Annotated in this window: 17 protein-coding genes; 11 read left to right on the top strand and 6 right to left on the bottom strand. The window is 34.9% G+C overall.

Annotated features, from left to right (window positions below; genetic code table 11):
• The first annotated feature begins 21 nt into the window (after positions 1–21).
• On the top strand, positions 22–723 hold the full coding sequence (locus tag AC07XU_RS07735; RefSeq protein WP_494943066.1) for a M949_RS01915 family surface polysaccharide biosynthesis protein: 702 nt from the start codon (positions 22–24) through the stop codon (positions 721–723).
• Positions 724–901: 178 nt separating this feature from the next.
• Here AC07XU_RS07735 and AC07XU_RS07730 read toward each other — a convergent pair whose 3' ends face one another.
• Positions 902–2200 (bottom strand): DEAD/DEAH box helicase, encoded by a 1299-nt coding sequence (locus AC07XU_RS07730; RefSeq protein WP_494943065.1) that lies wholly within the window; start codon positions 2198–2200, stop codon positions 902–904.
• A gap of 891 nt (positions 2201–3091) precedes the next feature.
• Between AC07XU_RS07730 and AC07XU_RS07725 the strand changes: the two genes are divergently transcribed.
• From AC07XU_RS07725 to truA, 4 genes are all read left to right on the top strand, one after another.
• Entirely contained in the window at positions 3092–3532 is a 441-nt protein-coding gene (locus AC07XU_RS07725; protein WP_494943064.1) for a hypothetical protein, read from the top strand.
• An 84-nt stretch (positions 3533–3616) separates the two neighbouring features.
• Positions 3617–6040 carry a S9 family peptidase gene (locus AC07XU_RS07720; RefSeq protein WP_494943063.1) on the top strand — a complete coding sequence of 808 codons (2424 nt, stop codon included), beginning with the start codon at positions 3617–3619 and terminating at the stop codon, positions 6038–6040.
• A gap of 942 nt (positions 6041–6982) precedes the next feature.
• The gene (locus AC07XU_RS07715) at positions 6983–7456 is read left to right on the top strand and encodes a DinB family protein (RefSeq protein WP_494943062.1); all 474 of its coding nucleotides are present in this window, start codon (positions 6983–6985) and stop codon (positions 7454–7456) included.
• Positions 7457–7520: 64 nt separating this feature from the next.
• Positions 7521–8318, top strand: a complete 798-nt coding sequence (truA, locus tag AC07XU_RS07710; protein ID WP_494943061.1) for a tRNA pseudouridine(38-40) synthase TruA — start codon at positions 7521–7523, stop codon at positions 8316–8318.
• Positions 8319–8384: 66 nt separating this feature from the next.
• Here truA and AC07XU_RS07705 read toward each other — a convergent pair whose 3' ends face one another.
• The gene (locus AC07XU_RS07705; protein WP_494943060.1) at positions 8385–9599 is read right to left on the bottom strand and encodes an ABC transporter permease; all 1215 of its coding nucleotides are present in this window, start codon (positions 9597–9599) and stop codon (positions 8385–8387) included.
• 77 nt (positions 9600–9676) lie between these two features.
• On the opposite strand from AC07XU_RS07705, the gene AC07XU_RS07700 reads away from it, so the two are divergent.
• The 3 genes from AC07XU_RS07700 to AC07XU_RS07690 all read left to right on the top strand — a co-directional run bounded on the left by AC07XU_RS07700 (position 9677) and on the right by AC07XU_RS07690 (position 12304).
• Positions 9677–10918 (top strand): exo-beta-N-acetylmuramidase NamZ family protein, encoded by a 1242-nt coding sequence (locus AC07XU_RS07700; RefSeq protein ID WP_494943059.1) that lies wholly within the window; start codon positions 9677–9679, stop codon positions 10916–10918.
• Between the two features lie 130 nt (positions 10919–11048).
• Positions 11049–11300, top strand: a complete 252-nt coding sequence (locus AC07XU_RS07695) for a hypothetical protein (protein WP_494943058.1) — start codon at positions 11049–11051, stop codon at positions 11298–11300.
• 77 nt (positions 11301–11377) lie between these two features.
• On the top strand, positions 11378–12304 hold the full coding sequence (locus AC07XU_RS07690) for a ketopantoate reductase family protein (RefSeq protein ID WP_494943057.1): 927 nt from the start codon (positions 11378–11380) through the stop codon (positions 12302–12304).
• A 1-nt stretch (position 12305) separates the two neighbouring features.
• Here AC07XU_RS07690 and AC07XU_RS07685 read toward each other — a convergent pair whose 3' ends face one another.
• On the bottom strand, positions 12306–13364 hold the full coding sequence (locus AC07XU_RS07685; RefSeq protein ID WP_494943056.1) for a DNA topoisomerase IB: 1059 nt from the start codon (positions 13362–13364) through the stop codon (positions 12306–12308).
• 76 nt (positions 13365–13440) lie between these two features.
• Between AC07XU_RS07685 and fmt the strand changes: the two genes are divergently transcribed.
• Positions 13441–14349, top strand: a complete 909-nt coding sequence (gene fmt / locus AC07XU_RS07680) for a methionyl-tRNA formyltransferase (RefSeq protein WP_494943055.1) — start codon at positions 13441–13443, stop codon at positions 14347–14349.
• A 426-nt stretch (positions 14350–14775) separates the two neighbouring features.
• On the opposite strand, the gene AC07XU_RS07675 is transcribed toward fmt, so the two are convergent.
• A complete protein-coding gene (locus AC07XU_RS07675) occupies positions 14776–15618 on the bottom strand; it encodes an aminotransferase class IV (protein ID WP_494943054.1) in 843 nt (280 codons plus the stop codon).
• 18 nt (positions 15619–15636) lie between these two features.
• The gene (locus AC07XU_RS07670; RefSeq protein ID WP_494943053.1) at positions 15637–16668 is read right to left on the bottom strand and encodes an RluA family pseudouridine synthase; all 1032 of its coding nucleotides are present in this window, start codon (positions 16666–16668) and stop codon (positions 15637–15639) included.
• Positions 16669–16868: 200 nt separating this feature from the next.
• On the opposite strand from AC07XU_RS07670, the gene AC07XU_RS07665 reads away from it, so the two are divergent.
• A complete protein-coding gene (locus AC07XU_RS07665) occupies positions 16869–17888 on the top strand; it encodes a DUF6588 family protein (protein WP_494943052.1) in 1020 nt (339 codons plus the stop codon).
• A gap of 50 nt (positions 17889–17938) precedes the next feature.
• A complete protein-coding gene (locus AC07XU_RS07660) occupies positions 17939–18805 on the top strand; it encodes a 1-aminocyclopropane-1-carboxylate deaminase/D-cysteine desulfhydrase (protein ID WP_494943051.1) in 867 nt (288 codons plus the stop codon).
• Here AC07XU_RS07660 and AC07XU_RS07655 read toward each other — a convergent pair.
• Positions 18797–18988 carry a hypothetical protein gene (locus AC07XU_RS07655; protein WP_494943050.1) on the bottom strand — a complete coding sequence of 64 codons (192 nt, stop codon included), beginning with the start codon at positions 18986–18988 and terminating at the stop codon, positions 18797–18799. The genes AC07XU_RS07660 and AC07XU_RS07655 overlap by 9 nt on opposite strands.
• Positions 18989–19013: the final 25 nt, after the last annotated feature.

Raw genomic sequence — 19013 nt, 5'->3', positions numbered from 1 at the left:
GCTTTATCTAATAAGCAAGGGATGAAAAAAATATATGTACTAGCGCTTTTAACTCTAATTGCGTTTGTAGCTAACGCTCAATCTGATACAACTAGCAAAATTTTAAATAAAGCAGAAACGAATGCTTTTTTTAACGATGATTTTAAGAAGAAAAACCTCATTACCTTTCCTATTTTTAGAGCATATACCTACAAAGATAAAAGTGGCACTTACTATGTAGCTTTAACTGAGAGTGCAGATAGCGTTAACAAATTAAAGGATACGGTAAATAATAAAATAAAGGCGCTAACTTTTAAAAGCGATAAAGGTATTAATCAAAAAAAATGGGAAGTTAATGATTTTAAAATTCCCGATTTAAAAGGTGTAGAAAAAGAAACATCGATTTGGTTTTGGACAAAATATTGCCAATTTAACGATATTGATGGCGATGGTTTAGTTGAGCCAATTTTAGTTTATGGCACTTTTGGCCCAAATGGTTATGATGATGGCAGAGCAAAAATCATTCTATTTTACAAAGGACAAAAAGTGGCAATTAGACACCAAAATGGAGTTTTAGACAATGAGCGTAAAACTCAAGTTGATTTGACTTTTTATGCATTGCCTGCAAAAATCCAGGATCATGTAAAGCAAATTATGGCAACCATGGTTGAGAAAAATCATGCCATTTTCCCATCAGCTTATCAGGAGAAAATGAGTAAAAAAGTTACTCAGATTGGGAATTAATGTAAGTTTTGAATATAACCTTATACTAACTTCGTCATTCCGAACTAGTTTTCACGAGGAGAAATCTCTATGTTTTCGGCTCAAATCTATGCTAATTCTGTGATAATAGGTAACAGATATCTCCTTGCTGCGCTAGGTTCGACATGACGAAATATGATCGGAAGAATGGCAGACAAAACTACCCGTGCTTTTTCTTTTTATTCATGATCGCTTTTTGACCGATACCGAAATTGGTTGTTTTAGAATTGCTTTCTTTACGTTTATGGTAGGCTGCATCTCTAAAGTTTTCTTCATCCTCCTGCTCAGCTAGCATTTTATTTTTTTGTGCTTTAGCTTTCGTTACTTCTTCTACCAATAAATCTTCTGGCAAATCGGCAACCTCAATTTTTTGACCAATTGCTTGTTCAATCTTACGAACCTGAGGCAGCTCTAAATCAGTGGTAAAAGTGATCGCAACCACTTCTTCCTCGTCTTGTTTAATTACTCTATTTAAGTATGTTTCCTTTTGTACTGGCAATTCAAAATGGAAAATAAACGGAATTCCAGTTAAATCCATTTCTTTTAAACCTTCATTGGCTACTATTAAAACTCTGGCTTCTGCAACTGCTTTAAAATCTTCTATGTCATCGAAACCTGCTTCATCAAAAAACAAAGGTTTATACACAAAAATATCATCGGCCTTGCCATCAAATAAATCTTTTGATAAAGTTTGTGCCGTTAAACGCGTATTTACAAAAACTACAACCTTATCAAAAACCTCAGCATCTTTTAACAACAGATTTAGTAAATTTAGCTTTGTCCTAAAATTTGGTACGTGATATAAAAGCTGTGTATGTGTTTCGGTATCATTTTCTTCTAACTCATCAACCTCAATTGTGGTTGGTAATTTCATAAAAGGCTCAATCATTAAATCAAGTCGATCATGCATTACCTCCGTAAAAATTAAATGCTGGCATTTTTGTATACTATTTGCCAATTCGTTGATAGGCAATTGCATACCCAGTTTCACCATATCTGCAGCATCATCTACCACAAACATTTGAATTTTATTGGTATTTAAACCTAATTTTAAATAAACTGCTCTAGCTCTAGAGGGTACTGCTACCACAATATCAACCCCGTCTGTCAATTCATTAATTTGGGCTTCCATGCTGCCATCGGCATGTATACCTACAATACGGATGGTTTCATTGCGATTTAACAATTTAAACTGTTCAATAACTTCTTCTACCCTTTCTCTAGTTGGCACTAAAATTAAAGCTCTTGGCGCTTCTTCAAAGCCGTATTTTAAGCGCATTAAAACTCCTAAAATGTAAGTTGTTGTTTTACCACATCCTTCTGGACCGATGGCAATAATGTCTTGTCCGCCTAAAATGCGAGACATGGTTCTTGCTTGTATTTCTTTCGGGCTTAAATATCCAGCCGCTGTCATGGCAGATACCAATGGTTTACTTAATTTTAATTGTTCTAAAGACACTTTGCTTTTGCTTAATTGTTAATGTTGCAAATTTACAGAAAATTAAAAGGAGTATAGAATATCAGTTGAATTGATTTTTCAAAGCAAGTGTGGAGCATGGATTGATGGTAGTCTGGCTTTTATTTCAATTCGCTAAAAAATCGTATTGCGTGGAAACAATTATTAAGATATTTTTTTCGCTATATGCTGCGAGGGGTCAAATTTTTGAAGCATCAAAAGTATGCAAACCCGAAGCGCAGCGTAGCTCATTCATGCCAATTAAAATATTAACAGATGAATAAATGCTTGTCAATCCCACTATGTGCCTTTTCACAGCCCTTCGCTCCTCAAAAAAACAGCGGCACTTCGTTTAATCAGTTTTGTAGTAATTTTTATTTGTCTGATTGAGCCCTTCGGGGTTTGTTCGAATGTGACAGATGGAAGCATCTGCAAACCGAGCACAAAACCACTGCGTTTAAGGTTTGGTAGTGCTATTTGTTCTATGGTACTCCTGTTTTTTTTATCAGTCTGGCACTGGAGATTGACGGTCGTTCTTGGCATAGACCTGTGAATTATTAACGGAATATAGCAAATTAACAACAATACAATGAGCAAAAAAATTTTGCGTACGATGGGGAAAATCGTGATATTTCGACTAAATCCCGTTTACAACACGCAGGTTTTTGCAAAATTTTAGGCTACTTGCAACCTAGCCAAAAGCCACTGCCTGTGTTATTTAAACCTGATGGAAGTGAACACGCAAGGGTAACCTCTTTTGGTTACCCTGAAGTAAAACGAACAGCAGGACCACATTTGCCATAACTTCGCAACTTTCATTTTCAAAAGAAATTTAATTTACTTGTAGCGTTTAGCTAAAAATCATCGTATTAAGTTCATCAAACAATCTCGAAGATGAAAAAAACAAAACTCATCCTGTCATCAATTGCATTTGTATTAACTATTTTAGTATTTGTACAAGCTTGTAAAAAAGATAACCAAACCGATATTAGCGGAACTTATAAAATAGAATTACAAGAAACCATTAGTATTTTGAAAAATGGGACAGCAATTACCGCAAAATTGGTAAGTGTAGAAGATAGCCGATGCCCAATTAATGCGAATTGCGTAACTGCTGGCTACATTTTAATTAAATTAAATTTTATAGATAATCAAGGCGAGCAAAGTTTTGAAGTTTGTTCTGAAAATTGCTTGGATAAAGTAGCCAGGCCAAAATCAATTAGGTTAAATGGGGTATCGTACAGCATAAAAATTGAAGATCTTACTCCTTTTCCAGAATTTTCTAAACCAACAATAGTAAAGCAAAAGGTAACTATCGTAATTGCTAAAATATAGCTACTAACATCAAATTTTTGATACAAATCGAAAAATCATTTAATGATGCGTAAGTTTATACCTAGGAAAACTTAAATCATTGAAATGAAAAAAATTATATTAAACCTTTTTCTACTTGCATTGGGTGGCAGCGCTTTTGCTCAAGATGCAGTTAGCTATCAAATGCCGCCAAAAGCTATTGCCGATTTACTTTTGGCAAAGCCTACACCAGCGGTAAGTATTGATAGCAAAGCAGAATGGATGTTGTTTAGTGAGCGTAACTCTTATCCATCTATAGAAGAATTGGCAATGCCAGAATATCGCATAGCTGGCATGAGAATTAATCCAAATAATTATTCGCCTAGTCGCCAGACTTACATCAACAACTTCAGTCTTAAAAACATTAAAACCGATAAAACGGTTACGGTAACTGGTTTACCTTCTCCATTGTATGCCAGTAGCGTAAGCTGGAGCCCGAGTGAAACTAAAATTGCTTTTACCAACACCACACAAAACAGAGTTGATTTATATGTAATTGATGTAGCAACAGGAAAAGCTACTAAAATGAACAAACAGCCTCTAAATGTAATTATGGGCGGTGGCGCAACATGGGTTGATGATAATACGATGCTGTATCGCGTTGCTACAAAAGCTGCTAATTTACAACCAACCCGTCCGTTGGCTCCAAAAGGCCCAACTGTACAGCAAAATTTAGGTAAAGCAGCTCCTAGCCCAACTTTGCAAGATTTAATTAAATCGCCATTTGATGAGCAATTGTTTGAGTTTTTTGCTACATCGCAATTGGTACAAAATAAAGCTGGTGTAGAAACATTGATTGGCAAACCCGCCATTTACAGCACAGTTTCTTTATCACCAGATAAAAATTACATGATGGTGCGCACCATTAAAAAGCCTTTTTCTTATCTGGTTTCTGCTTATGGTTTTCCATCAGTAGTAAATATTACAGACAGAACCGGTAAGGTTGTTAAAATGCTTGCTGATTTGCCAAGTACCGAAGTTAGACCATCGGGTAATGACAATGTGCAAAACGTACCTCGTGGGTTCGATTGGCGTGATGATGAAGCCGCAACTGTAGTTTGGTCTAAACCATTGGACGAAGGCTTAATTAAAAACGATGTAGAATTTCATGATGCAGTTTTACAATTAGCTTCACCGTTTAGCGGCGAGCCAAAAGAAATTTTTAAAACTAAAATGCGCTTTGGTGGCGTAAGTTGGGGCAATAGTACATTAGCTTTGGTAAGAGAAAACTCTAGAGCTAAACAAATGTCGCGTTTAAGTAGATACAACCCAACAACTGGCGCTTTAGAAACGTTATATGAACTGAGCACAACTGACGCTTACAACAACCCTGGTTCGCCTGTTACCGAAAAAAATAAATTTGGTCGCCAAGTAATTTTAACTACAGATGGTGGCACTAAATTATTGCTAAATAATACAACTGGTGCTTCTGCCAAAGGCGATTTACCTTTCTTGGCTAAATTTGATTTAGCTACAAAAAAATCTGAGATTTTGTGGCGTAGTCAACCGGGTAGTTTCGAAATGGTAACTGATGTTTTAGATCCTCAAAAATTGGTTTTACTAACTCGTAAAGAAAGCCAAAAAGATGTGCCAAACTATTTCATCAAAAACTTGGTGTTGCGTATGGCGGATAGACAAATTACCAATTTCACCAATCCGTACACACAATTAGATGGCGTTAAAAAAGAAAAAATTTCTTATAAACGTGCCGATGGAATTGATTTAACTGGCGATTTATATTTACCTGCAGGTTACAACAAAGAAAAAGACGGACCATTGCCTGTTTTAATTTGGGCTTACCCTCGCGAGTTTAACTCGGCAGCCGATGCGGCCCAAATTAGAGGTTCACAAGATAAATTTACCACCATTAGTTCTGGCGGACCATTATTTTTTGTAACCCAAGGTTATGCAGTTTTAGACAATGCTGAAATGCCAATTGTAGCTAAAGATGGCAAAAAACCTAATGATACTTTTGTTGAGCAATTGAAGTTAAATGCAGAAGCTGCAATTAATAAACTAAGCGATTTAGGCATTGGCGATAGAAATAGAATTGCAGTTGGTGGTCACAGTTATGGTGCATTTATGACAGCTAATTTATTGGCTCACACCAATTTATTTAAAGCTGGTATTGCTCGTAGTGGTGCTTACAACAGAACATTAACACCATTTGGTTTCCAAAACGAAGACCGTACGTATTGGCAAGCGCCAGAATTGTATTATCAAATGAGCCCTTTCAGCTATGCTGATAAAATTAAAACACCAATTTTATTAATTCATGGCGAAATGGACGATAATCAAGGTACTTTCCCTATTAATAGTGAGCGTTTATATGCTGCAATTAAAGGTCATGGTGGTACTACTCGTTTTGTGTATTTACCTTACGAAGCACATGGTTATAGAGCCAAAGAAAATATCTTGCACCAATTATGGGAAATCAATACTTGGTTAGATACTTACGTTAAAAACGCAAAGCCTACGGCGGCTAAGTAACCTCACCCCAACCCTCTCCTTGAAGAGAGGGAGCTATAGATGCCTAATTTGCAAATATAAAACCACTGAACTTTAAATCCCTCTCTTCAAGGAGAGGGAACAAAGTGGATTTGCTAATCGAAAAAACTTTGATAGGGTGAGGTTTTTGAAATATACATCTTGCCTTATCCCAACCTTCTCCTTGAAGGAAGGCAGCTAATCATAAAAACATCCGATGGATTTAATTATTCATCGGATGTTTTTTTTTTATGAAAATTTGAAAATCTGTGACAGTAATTCTTGGGCTAAAGCAGTCTTGCTTTCCGTTTTATCTTTTTTGTGGGGCTCTTGTGCTAAAAAGGATAGTTCTTACTACAAAAAAGGATATCACTTCAATCAAGTTTAAAAGTCAAAAACAGTAGTTCTTTTGTCAAGTTGCAAATAAGCTAAAAACCCATAATATTAATTTTAGATATTATTATCGTAAATGTAAAGTTATAGAATTAAAATATGATCTAACAGCAATAAACCTTAAATTAAAATTATGGTTAAGTCGGTTTAAGATATGAAATTTGCGATACGGCCTCAGCGAATTAGCGTGAAAAATCAATTTGTAGGATTGATAGAAATAAAAGCTGTTTGAGTGCAGCGAGTTCTTTTATTTCCAATCCGAAGATTTGATTTTTAGCTAATTCGGTGCAGCCTAGATTTTTGTTTCTTTTCATCAATGGAAAAGAAAAAAGCCCTTCAGCGGCTAGCTGAGAAGAGATCAGGTGATGGATTTAGTACGGGTCCTGCAAGGATATGACGTTAATGGTAAAAATTCATACCGCAGATTGAAACTTCATTTAGTGATTTTCTTAAAAACATCTTTCGTTAAAATCTGGGAAATACTACCTTTATCAAAGATATTAATCACTTTAATCTGTGAAATCACCTTAATCGGTGTAATCAAAACAAGAAATGGAAAAAATAATAGAACTCATCAAAGCATCAAGAAACAAATTATTAAGTTTAGTAGAAGAATTATCTACCGAAGAAATGAATTACATCCCAACAGGATTTAAAAATAACTTAGCTTGGCAAATTGGGCATTTAGTGGTTAGCCAGCAGATTTTATGCTACAAATTGGCAGGACAACCTTTTGTTATTGAAAATGAATTAATTGACCTTTACAAAAACGGCTCGAAACCAGAAAGAGATTTTAGCGCAGCAGAAATTGCACAAATGAAAGGTTATCTATTAAGCACCATTGATCAATTAGAAGTTGATTTACAAAACGGAACATTTGATAATTACACACCATATACGGTGAGTACCTACGTTGGCTTTACATTAAATAATGTGCAAGATGCAGTTACATTTGTAGCCAATCATGATGGCTTACACTATGGCTGTAGCATTGGGCTAAAGAAATTGGTCTTACTTAAAGGATAAATAAAACATTTTTAATTACCGATAGCTTTTCTGAGCTTCTACTCAGAAAAGCTATCTTTGCCTAATGAGATACTTCTTCCATATTGGTTACAACGGCCATACTTACAGCGGCTGGCAAAGGCAACCAAAAGTTAATAGTATACAAGAAGTAATTGAAAGCAAACTTTCTCAAATTTTTAAAACACCTTTAACCATAAATGGTTGTGGCCGTACCGATTCTGGAGTTCATGCTAGTCAGTTCTTTTTTCACGCAGATATTGAGCAAGAATGGGATTTTGACTTAAAATTTAGGCTCAATAAAGTACTACCACACAACATCGCTATTTTCGATATTATTTCTTTAGAAGGAAAACCACACGCCAGATTTGATGCCGTACAAAGAAAGTACGATTATTATATCCATACTTACAAAAATCCATTTCTAAATCAGCTAAGTTCTTATTACGAGTTCACTAACTTGAACTTAAACGAAATGAAACGAGCTGTAGAGTTGCTGCCGAAATATAAAGATTACCGAGCATTTTGTACCGCTCCAGATAAAAATGAACATACCATTTGCAATGTGCATGATGCCAAATTATTTAGCACAGCCAATGGCGACCATATTCGATTTCACATCGCTTCAAACCGTTTTTTGGGTAAAATGATCAGAATAATAACAGGTAAACTTTTAAAAATTGGTACCGGAAACATGAGTGTTGATGAATTTGAAAATCTGCTCATTACTTTAGAAACACCCGGAATGTTAGAGATTGCGCATCCTACTGGTTTATATTTATCTAAAGTAACTTATCCTTATTTAAATTTACCATTAAGAACAGAATTTTCTGGCCTGCAACAGCTAGATTGGATTGAGATATAAGAAGTATTGTTTACAGAGCTAATTTTTTACTAAATATCATTCAGACTTTCCGACTTCCTGACTTAGCTATTTAAACCTAATCGCCTTTAACGGACTAATTCTACCTACCAATAGCGAAGGAACAATAAGCACCAAAGCACAGATTGCAACGGTAGCCACATTTAACATCAATACATCTAAAAAATGTACTTCTACAGGTACGTAAGAGAGGTAATAGTTAGTTTGTTCTAATTTAAATACATGGGTAGTATACTGTAAAAAAGCCAATCCTAAACCTAAAATATTCCCTAAAACTAAACCTATACCAACTAAATAAATTGCATTATAAAGGAAAATTTTCATCACGCTCCAATTACCAATTCCCATTGCTTTAAGCAAACCAATCATGGTGGTGCGTTCCAAAATCATAATAAGTAAGGCAGTAATCATGTTAATTACCCCTACAATCATCATTAAAATGAGTAAAACTTTGGTATTTACATCTAATAACGATAACCAAGTGAAAATCTCTGGTGTGCTTTCTTTAACAGATCTCGATCTTAGTTTCAGTTCCAAATTGGCATAAACATCATTGGCATCTTGATCTATAGTAGCAAAATCTTTAGTGCGTACTTCAATACCACCCATTTGGTTTGGCTGCCAATTATTTACGCTTCTAATGATATTTATATCGCCTAAAACAAAGCTTTTATCAATATTATCAATTCCAATACTGTAAATACCCACTATGGTAAACTTTCTACGCTTTGGCGGATTTTGAACAAAATGCATGATAAAACTATCACCGACTTTGAGTTTTAATCGCTTTGCAGTATAACTAGATACCATGATCTGATTAACATCCTTCTGCTTAAAATCGATTATTTTCCCTTCCAACAAATGCTTTTGTACATATTGCCAATCATAGGTATCATCAATTCCTTTAAAATTAATGCCTTCTACTTCGCCATTTGCAGATATTATTGCAGGTTTTGTAGCAAATGGATAAAAGGAAGCTAAAGTTTTATTGTTTTTGAGGTAAGCAATTGTGGTATCATTAGGTACAAATGGCGATTTTTCGAAAGATCCATTTAAATCGTATCGGTATATCTGTATGTCGCCAATAAAACCTCTTACCTTATCTTGTATTTCGGTTTTGAAGCCTTTAATAATAGCTATAGACAAAATCATTACCGCCAAACTTAACATAACACCAGCAATTGCTATACGCACAATTAGCTTACTAAACGTACGTTCACTCTTAATGGCTATCCGCTTTGCGATGAAATATGATATATTCAAATGATTATAATTGTAACTTAGCAAAAGTGCTAATTCAATTCCGAAATAGCATACAATTCTTTAAAAAACCTTAAGAAATGAAGAAATTCAATTTTTTATTTACTGCCTTTTTATTGCTATTTGCTTTAAGTGCATGCGGACAACAGTCTAAAGTTAAAGCTGAAAAAGTAGCTAAAACCAAATCTGCAGAAGAGAAATTTAGAACTGGTGCAGAACAAACTGAAGTCTATTTGCCATTGCTAAAAGGAAAACGAATCGGCATGGTGGTAAATCCTACATCAATTATTGGCAAAGTAACTGTTGTAGATAGTCTATTAGAAAGAGGAGTAAATATCGTAAAAATTTTTGGCCCGGAGCATGGTTTTAGAGGCGATGCAAGTGCAGGCATACACGTAGATGATGCTGTAGATGCTAAAACTGGAATTAAAGCAATTTCATTATATGGCAAACACAGCACACCAACAAAAGAAGATTTGGCAGATGTAGACATTATGATTTTTGATATACAGGATGTTGGTGTGCGTTTTTATACGTACATGAATACTTTGCAACATGTAATGGAAGCTTGTGCTCGTGATGGCAAAGAAGTAATGATTTTCGACAGACCAAATCCAAATGGTTATTTTATAGATGGCCCAATTTTAGATCCGAAATTTAAATCAGGCATCGGTTTACAACCAATTCCGATTGTGCATGGTTTAACATTAGGCGAATATGCACAAATGCTAAACGGCGAAGGCTGGTTAAAAGACAAGCTAAAATGCAAAATAACTGTAATAAAAAATGCTGGGTATACGCATGATATGCCTTACACTTTACCTGTTAAGCCATCTCCAAACCTAAACACACAGCAATCGATTTTGCTTTACCCAACTACGTGTTTGTTCGAAGGCATTTATTTAAACCATGGTCGTGGTACGCAGTTCCCTTTTACTGTTATTGGCGCACCTTATTTAAAAGGCAAATACAAGTTTTCTTATAAACCTACCGGGATAAAAGGAATGGCCGAAACTCCGCTTTTTAAAGATCAAATATGTTATGGTTTAGATTTAAGAAATTACGACACATCGATTTTAAGAAAAACAAAACAAATCAACCTAGCTTGGATTATCGAATTGTATAAAGCATCGCCTAAAAAAGCAGATTTTTTTAATTCAAAATTAAGCAACCAACTGATGCCTGTGGAAAGATTAATTGGCGTTGGAGATTTTAGACAGCAAATTATTGATGGCAAATCTGAAAAAGAAATTCGTGCTACTTGGCAAGCAGGCTTAAATAAGTATAAAGAAATGCGTAAAAAGTATTTGCTTTATAATTAATGATTGAATGAGAGAATGATGCAATGAGAGAATGATTGAGTGAGAGAATGATTCATTGAAAGCAAGGTCAATTATAATATTCCGAAAATGAAACAATAACGATTTAGACTTTGTTATTCTATTGGTTTTTATGAAATACTTTCATTTAAAATTCGACCATTTAGTTTTAAAAGCCATGAACAAAGAAGTTAAAAAGAAAAGCGAAAAAGCTTCGAGTAATTTCGAAGAACCGCAGCCGAAAGGCAAAGTAGACCAAGGCGAAAAAGCAGTTAAAAAACCAGAAGATAAGGTTTACAAAGAAGAACCAGCTACGGCTAAAACTGCAAATCCGGCTAAAGAAAAAGAAAATAGTGAACAACCTGTTCACTCAGTAAAAAAATAATTAACTCCAACAAAACAAACACCTTGAGCCAACCTCGAGGTGTTTGTTGTTTCTAAAGCTTTTAAAAATAGATAATGATGATGAATAAAATAAAGATTGTTGTTGCAGGTATTGGTGGGGTTGGCGGCTATTTCGGCGGACTTTTAGCCAGAGCTTATGCTGGAAATGACAATATTGAAGTTTATTTTTTAGCTAGAGGAAAACATCTAGCAGCCATACAGCAAAACGGACTCACCGTTATTAAAGGCGATATCAATTTTACTGCGAAACCATTTTTAGCTACAGCTGATGTAAATGAAATTGGTGTGGCAGATTTTATTATCATGAGCACAAAAAACTATGATTTAGCCGATATTTTAGATCAGATATCACCTTGTGTTAATTCAAAAACGGTTATTTTGCCTTTGTTAAATGGAGTTGAAGCCGTAGAAAAAATTAGAGCAAAATTTCCAAACAATCTTGTGCCAGCTGGTTGTGCCTACATTGTTTCGGCTATAAAAAACCCCGGGATAATTGAAAATATGGGTAACAGGCAAGAAATCTATTTTGGTTTAGATAAGGATACCGATGATAGATTGATTATGCTAGAAGATTTGCTAAAATCAGCAGGTGTTGAAGCTTGTTTATCTGATGAAATTTCTAAACCCATTTGGGAAAAATTCATCTTCCTCTCTTGCATAGCAACAGCTACCTCACACCTTAATAAAACAGTTGGTGAGCTATTGCAAGATCACAAAACATATTTGATAAACTTAATTAAGGAAGCAACAGCAATTGCGAAAGCTAAAAAAATTGAGGTTGATGAAAATACCGAAGAAAAAGCTATGGCACATTACGCTGCATTACCCTTTACCGCTACATCATCTATGCAAAGAGATTTTGATGACCAAAAACCACAAACTGAACTCAACTCAATTACAGGTTATATGGTAAAATTGGGAAAAGAATTAAATATTGCCACACCAAATTTTGAAGAGGCTTATCGCAACTTAAAAGACCGGTAAGTTATTTTTTAGCTTTTGTGGCTACTTTTGTATGCTTTAAAAATTCCAGTAAAACCTTTTCGTCATTCTGCATGGCAGTTACACTATCTGGTCTAAGCGTATTTATTTTCTTTAAATATTTTTGTAAACCCTCATTTTCAAAGGTTTCTAATAACAAAGGGTAAACGTAAGAACTTTTACAAACCGCTCTTGTGTTACCCAATTTGCTCGCAACACAATCTAAAACTTCAACAACTAGTTTCTTTTTGCTCATATCCGGACTTCTTTCCGTACAACAAGCTAGTTGCCTTAAAGCCTCAAGCGTACCGCCCCAAGTTCTAAAATCTTTGGCTGTAAAATCACCACCAGTAATTTCTCTAATGTAATTGTTTATCATTCCAGAATCTACAGCCTTATGCTCTTTTCCTTTTGTGTAAAACTGAAATAAATCTTGCCCAGGTATGTCCTTACTTTTTTTGATCAGTTTTGCTAAACTTTTATCGGTTAACTTCACATCATGCTTTACCCCTTTTTTACCAACAAAACTTAAAATGGCATCATTGCCCTTTTGTTTAAAATGTTTGTCTTTTAGAGTGCTTAAACCATAACTACCATAAGTTTTAGCATAGTTTTCGTTGCCAATTCTTATTAAAGTTTTTTGCATTACCTGCAAGCAAATAGCTAATACTTTTCTTTCGTCAAAATCCTTGCGGCGTAAGTCTTTGGCGATTTGTTTTCTGGCTTGCGGCAAAACCTTACCAAATTCTAGTAATCTAAAATACTTGTGATCCGATCTTCTCGCAGTCCAATCGGCATGGTAGCGATATTGTTTTCTGCCAGCAACGTCTTTACCAATGGCTTGTAAATAGCCATTTTTCTTTGGCGAAATCCAAACTTCAGTCCAAGCTGGTGGCAAAACCATTTTTTTAATTCGCTCTAAATCAGCTTCGTCTTTTAAGCGATTACCTTTCCCGTCTTCATAGTAAAATTTACCAGGTTTCCCTTTTCTGTAAATGCCAGGTTTTGCCGGATCTACAAATACTAAATTGCTCGAATTAATTACATCTAAAGTTGGTACCATAAAGTTTAAGAAGAAAATTTTAAGCGATTTTTTAGTTATTTTGTAACCATCAAATCATCCATTGAACAACCATAGTATGAAAATAGTTTTTATGGGCACGCCCGATTTCGCTGTAGCTTCTTTAAGTGCTTTACAGCAAGCAGGTTTAAGTATTGTTGGCGTTGTTACAGCTGCAGATAAACCAGCCGGAAGAGGCCAAAAATTAAACGAAAGTGCAGTTAAAAAATTTGCTGTTGCAAACGGATTACGTGTTTTACAACCCTTAAAACTTAAAGACCCAGTTTTTATTGAGGAACTAAAATCACTTGAGGCCGATTTATTTGTAGTAGTTGCTTTTAGAATGTTACCCGAAATTGTTTGGCAAATGCCAAGCAAAGGAACTATTAATTTACATGGATCATTGTTACCTCAATATCGTGGTGCTGCACCTATAAACCATGTAATTATTAATGGCGAGCAAGAAACTGGCGTTACTACATTCTTCTTAAAACAAGAAATTGATACAGGAGATATTATTTTTACCGATAGCGTTGAAATTACCGAAACGGAAACTGCAGGAACTTTGCACGATAAATTAATGGTTGTTGGCGCTAATTTATTGGTAAAAACGGTTAAAGCTATAGCGGCTGATGATTACAATGAGGTGCCCCAACCTGAAAGTGATGAACTGAAATCTGCCCCTAAAATTTTTAAGGAGTACTGTAAAATAAATTGGAACCAGACAAACCAAACGGTTTATAACCACATTCGTGGCCTAAGCCCTTACCCTACCGCTTTTACAACGCTTAACGATAAAAATTTTAAAATTTTTAATGCCGAACTAGAAGATAAAGAACCTGGAATTTCTACTGGTGCTTTTTTAACAGATGGCAAAACCTACTTGAAATTTGCAACTAAAGATGGTTTTATAAAAGTTACCGATGTACAGTTTGAAGGTAAAAAAAGAATGCTAATTGATGAGTTTTTAAGGGGAATGAGACTTTAAGATTGTCGAAATGGTTAGATGTAAAGCAAGTATCTACAGCTATTAAAGTTAGTCGGGCTATGCGCTGCAATCTTTTGGTTTTATCGTCATTTCGAACGCAGGGAGAAATCTGTAAAATAGGAGGATTAAAGGGACAGATACCTCAATCGTTCCTCATTTCGGTATTATGGAGACAAAACCAAAAGGATTTACGCTACTATCCCGTTTATGAAACGCAGGCTTTTGCAATTATGCATGGCTGCAGAATGCCAAGAACCACCAACTTTGTACTATAAACCTTATTGAAGTGTATCCCGATTTTTCATCGGGAGAAACGTAAAGAAGGACTGCAGTTGCCAAGAGTTGCTAACATTGTTTTTCAAAAAAATCATCAACATTAAGCTCGCAATCTATAGAAACTGCCTACTTTCTGTCTTTCCGAATTGGTTAATAAACCAAAAGGTTCAGTTTTGCATTTAATTCTTTTGCTATTTCGTTAAAATAACGTTTTCTACCATAACCCATTACCCAACGGATACCGCTACTGGCATTGGTTACAAAAACCTCTTCTGCCTCTTTTAAAATCTCTGGACTAATTTGGGCTTCAACGAGATTAAAATTATGTGTTTTTGCCAGCTGTAACACCACTGTTCGCATAACGCCTGCAATACAACCTTCTGTTAATGCTGGTGTGTAAATTTGATTTTGATAAACAACAAAAACATTAGAACTTGTACTTTCGCACAAAAAACCCTCCTGATTTAAAATTATGGCTTCATCTAATCTGTTTTGTTTTTGAAACAAGCCAGCCATCACATATACCATTGCATTGCTTGTTTTAAAATTAGACAATTTGTTTAAAGGCTTGGTAATTTCATCATATACATCAACAATTAATCCTTTTGGGTTTAATTCGTAGGTTGATGTTTCTAGAGGTTTTGCCTCCAATAAATAGCCAGTTTTATTAACTTGAGGCGTGTATAAACCCTCGCCGTCTCTGTAAATGCTTAGTCTAAACCTTGCGTTTGCACCCAGTTTATTCTTTTTCTGTAGCTCAGCTGTTTTTTGTCTTAAAAAATATTCGTCTAAAAGTGCATAACCTTCCATTTTTAACGCTTTCATTCCTGCCCTCAATCTATCCGCATGTTGCTCTGCAAACATTAATTTGCCGTTACACATCCGCATCGATTCAAATAAGCCATCGCCAAATTTAAAACCCCTGTTGCTGGCTTTTAAAACAGCTTCATCAGCGTTGTAAAACTCGTCGTTAAATAAAATATAATTAGACATTTACTTTTGTTGTATTAATTATTGAGGCAAAGCAGCATAATTTCGCCATTTAGTTAAAACAGCATCAAAATCTGCTGGTAAAGGTGCCTCAAATTCCATGTATTTTTGTGTGGTTGGATGTATAAACCCTAATGTTTGCGCATGCAATGCTTGGCGTGGCATAAGCTCGAAACAGTTGCTTACAAATTGTTTGTATTTAGTAAACGTAGTACCTTTTAAAATCTTATCTCCGCCATAATTGGCATCGCTAAATAGCGGATGGCCAATGTGTTTCATGTGCGCTCTAATTTGATGCGTTCTACCTGTTTCTAATTGGCAACTAATTAAGGTTACATAACCTAATCGTTCTAAAGGGGCAAAGTTGGTTACAGACCATTTTCCTTTTTCCTCATCATCATACATATCCATAATGATGCGATTTTTTAAACTTCTACCAATATAACCCTCAACCCTGCCTTCTTTTTCAATATCTCCCCAAGCAAGGGCAATATATTTTCTGGTAATGCTATGATCAAAAAACTGTTTAGCAAGCTTGGTCATGGTAATTTCGTTTTTACTAATCAATAGTAAACCAGATGTATCTTTATCAATTCTATGTACTAAACCTGGTCTGCCATCATTACCTGGTAAAGTTGGTAATTGCTCAAAGTGAAAAGCCAATGCATTAACTAAGGTACCCGTGTAGTTATTAAAACCAGGATGAACAACCATACCTGCAGGCTTGTTAACCACCAACAAATCAGCATCTTCATAAACTATATTTAACGGAATGTCTTCTGGATAAACTTCTGTATCACGTGGTGGATGAGCAAAAACTATAGAAATCTCATCATGAGGCTTAACCTTATAACTTGATTTTACAGTGCCTTTATTAACTAACACATTACCTGCGTCTATTGCATTCTGTATTCTATTACGTGAAGCATTTTCTAGACGGTGCATCAAAAACTTATCAATACGAAGTAATGACTGTCCTTTATCTACAACAATGTTAAAATGTTCAAATAAGTCTTGCTCTTCTTCTTGATCTACAAAATTGTTGTTTTCCATGCTACAAAAGTAAGATTAACAATTTGATAATTTGGAAAAATAAGTTTTGGCGTATTATTTGCTAAGTGTTAACAATAACTTAATACACTGCCTATCAATGAAAAACTTTACTTACAACGCAAGAATTATTTTAAACTTTTTCCCTTATCTGATTAGAAAGATTTACTTTCGTGACTAATAATCAAACAGATAAGTAAAAAATGAAAACAAAACAATCCTTATTCAAAACTATTTTAGTTTTGGGGGCTTTCTCTTTGCCCTTAAATTTGCTAGCACAAAATGATGTTGGCGATTTATTTAAATCCTCACCACAGGATGCGACAAAGTTAGTTAATGCTTACATGCAACCTCTCTTTAAAGGGATGGGTTTAGGCTTAGCAACAGGTTGGCACAACACTGCAAAAACCAAAAACTTTTTAAAATTTGATTTACGCGTAACAGGAACAGGTGCTTTTGTGCCAGATAAGGACAAAAGTTATGATGTAAAATCTTTAGCGCTACAAACAATCAGCCCGGTTAATCCTGCTGTTTCAACGGGGCCAACAGTTTTTGGCGATGATAAAGCTGGAGCAAGAATGCAAATAAATGGTGCTCCAACAAGTGCGCAGTTTAATTTGCCACAAGGATCGGGGATAAATTTTGCTCCTGCTGCTCAAGTACAGTTAACAGTTGGTTTACCTAAAAACATTGATGTTTCTTTAAGATTAATACCTAATGTGAGTTTAGGGAGCGATTTTGGCAAACTTAACCAATTAGGCTTAGGCGTTAAAGCCGAAATTTTGCCTTTAATAATGGGAAATAAAGACAAATTGGTTCCTTTTGATTTAGCTGTTGCTTTAGGTTTTACCAATACCAAACACACTTTAGATCTTGATGTAAACAATGGTAAATATGACAATCAACAAGTTGAAACTAAATTTAAAGGTTTTAATGCTGAGGCAATAATCTCTAAAAAAATATTATTCTTTACACCTTTTGCAAGTGTTGGCTACGTTTCATCTAATTCAGATTTGATAGCAACTGGCACTTATGATTTTGATACGGCAGCAGGCTCTGCAACATTTACTAATCCAGTTACCTTAAATAACAAAGATATTAGTAGTATGACAGCTTCTCTAGGCTTTCAACTTAACTTAGGATTTTTAAGAGTCTATACATCTTACACACAAGCAGACTATGGCTATGTGAATGCTGGTTTAGGCATTGGCATTGGAAAATAATTTTTAAAACTCAGGTAAAAAGCTTCTCTTTGGAGGAGCTTTTTCTTTTTATGACTATCTACAGCCCTATACATAACCTTAATCTTAAATCGATCGTTAATCTATCTGTAAAAAGAGACGACTTAATAGATCCTTATATTTCTGGTAATAAATGGCGAAAATTGAAATATATTCTGGCTGATGTACGTTTGAAAAGGAAAAATCACCTCGTAACTTTTGGTGGTGCATATTCTAATCATTTAGTGGCAACCGCAGCGGCAGCAGCTAGAAATAAGCTTAATGCAACAGCATTTGTAAGAGGAGAAAAGGTAGAAAATGAAATGCTTTTACTTTGTAAGCTTTTTGGGATGAATTTAATTTTTGTTGATAGAGAAAGTTATAAAAACAAAGTTGAATTATTTTCCTCCCATTTTGGAAATGATGATAGCGCTTATTTTATTAATGAAGGTGGTGCTAGTAATGAAGCGGTAGTAGGTTGTGCAGAAATTATTGATGAACTACCAGAAAGTTATGATCATATTTTTTGCGCAGCAGGAACAGGAACCACAGCAGCTGGCTTATTAAAAGGTATAAATAAACATCAGATAAACACCAAATTACATGTAATACCCGTGTTAAAAGGGGGCAAGTTTATTGAAAATGAAATAGCTAACTATGAGCCTAACTTAAACAACCTAATTCTCCATAACGATTATCATTTTGGCGGTTATGCCAAAACAACGGCAGAACTCATCAACTTTATTAAAGATTTTACCGCACAAACAGGCATGCTCATTGATCCCGTTTATACGGCAAAAATGTTTTATGCCATAATTGATTTAGCAAAGCAAGATTATTTTAAACCAAATGCAAAAATATTAGCTATACACACTGGTGGCTTATTTGGTATTTTAGGGATGAAAGATAAACTAAGCTAATTTCACATTTATTGCTTTGTTTTTGTTCTTCTCAAAAACAACATCAAACTTAACTTCATCAAGCATTTCTACTGCATGTGGGCAATCAGCTTTTAAAAATGCATATTCAATATTTGTGGTATTGTCTTTAATGTTTCCAATTTGCTTAATGGTATTAAAACTAATCACTACTCCGTATTTCATAATATTTTAAATATTGGATAAGGTA

The organism is Pedobacter sp. GW456-11-11-14-TSB4 (genome assembly GCF_059424425.1).
Note: the sequence above shows the minus strand (reverse complement) of the source record. Positions and strands in the feature narration are given on the sequence as shown.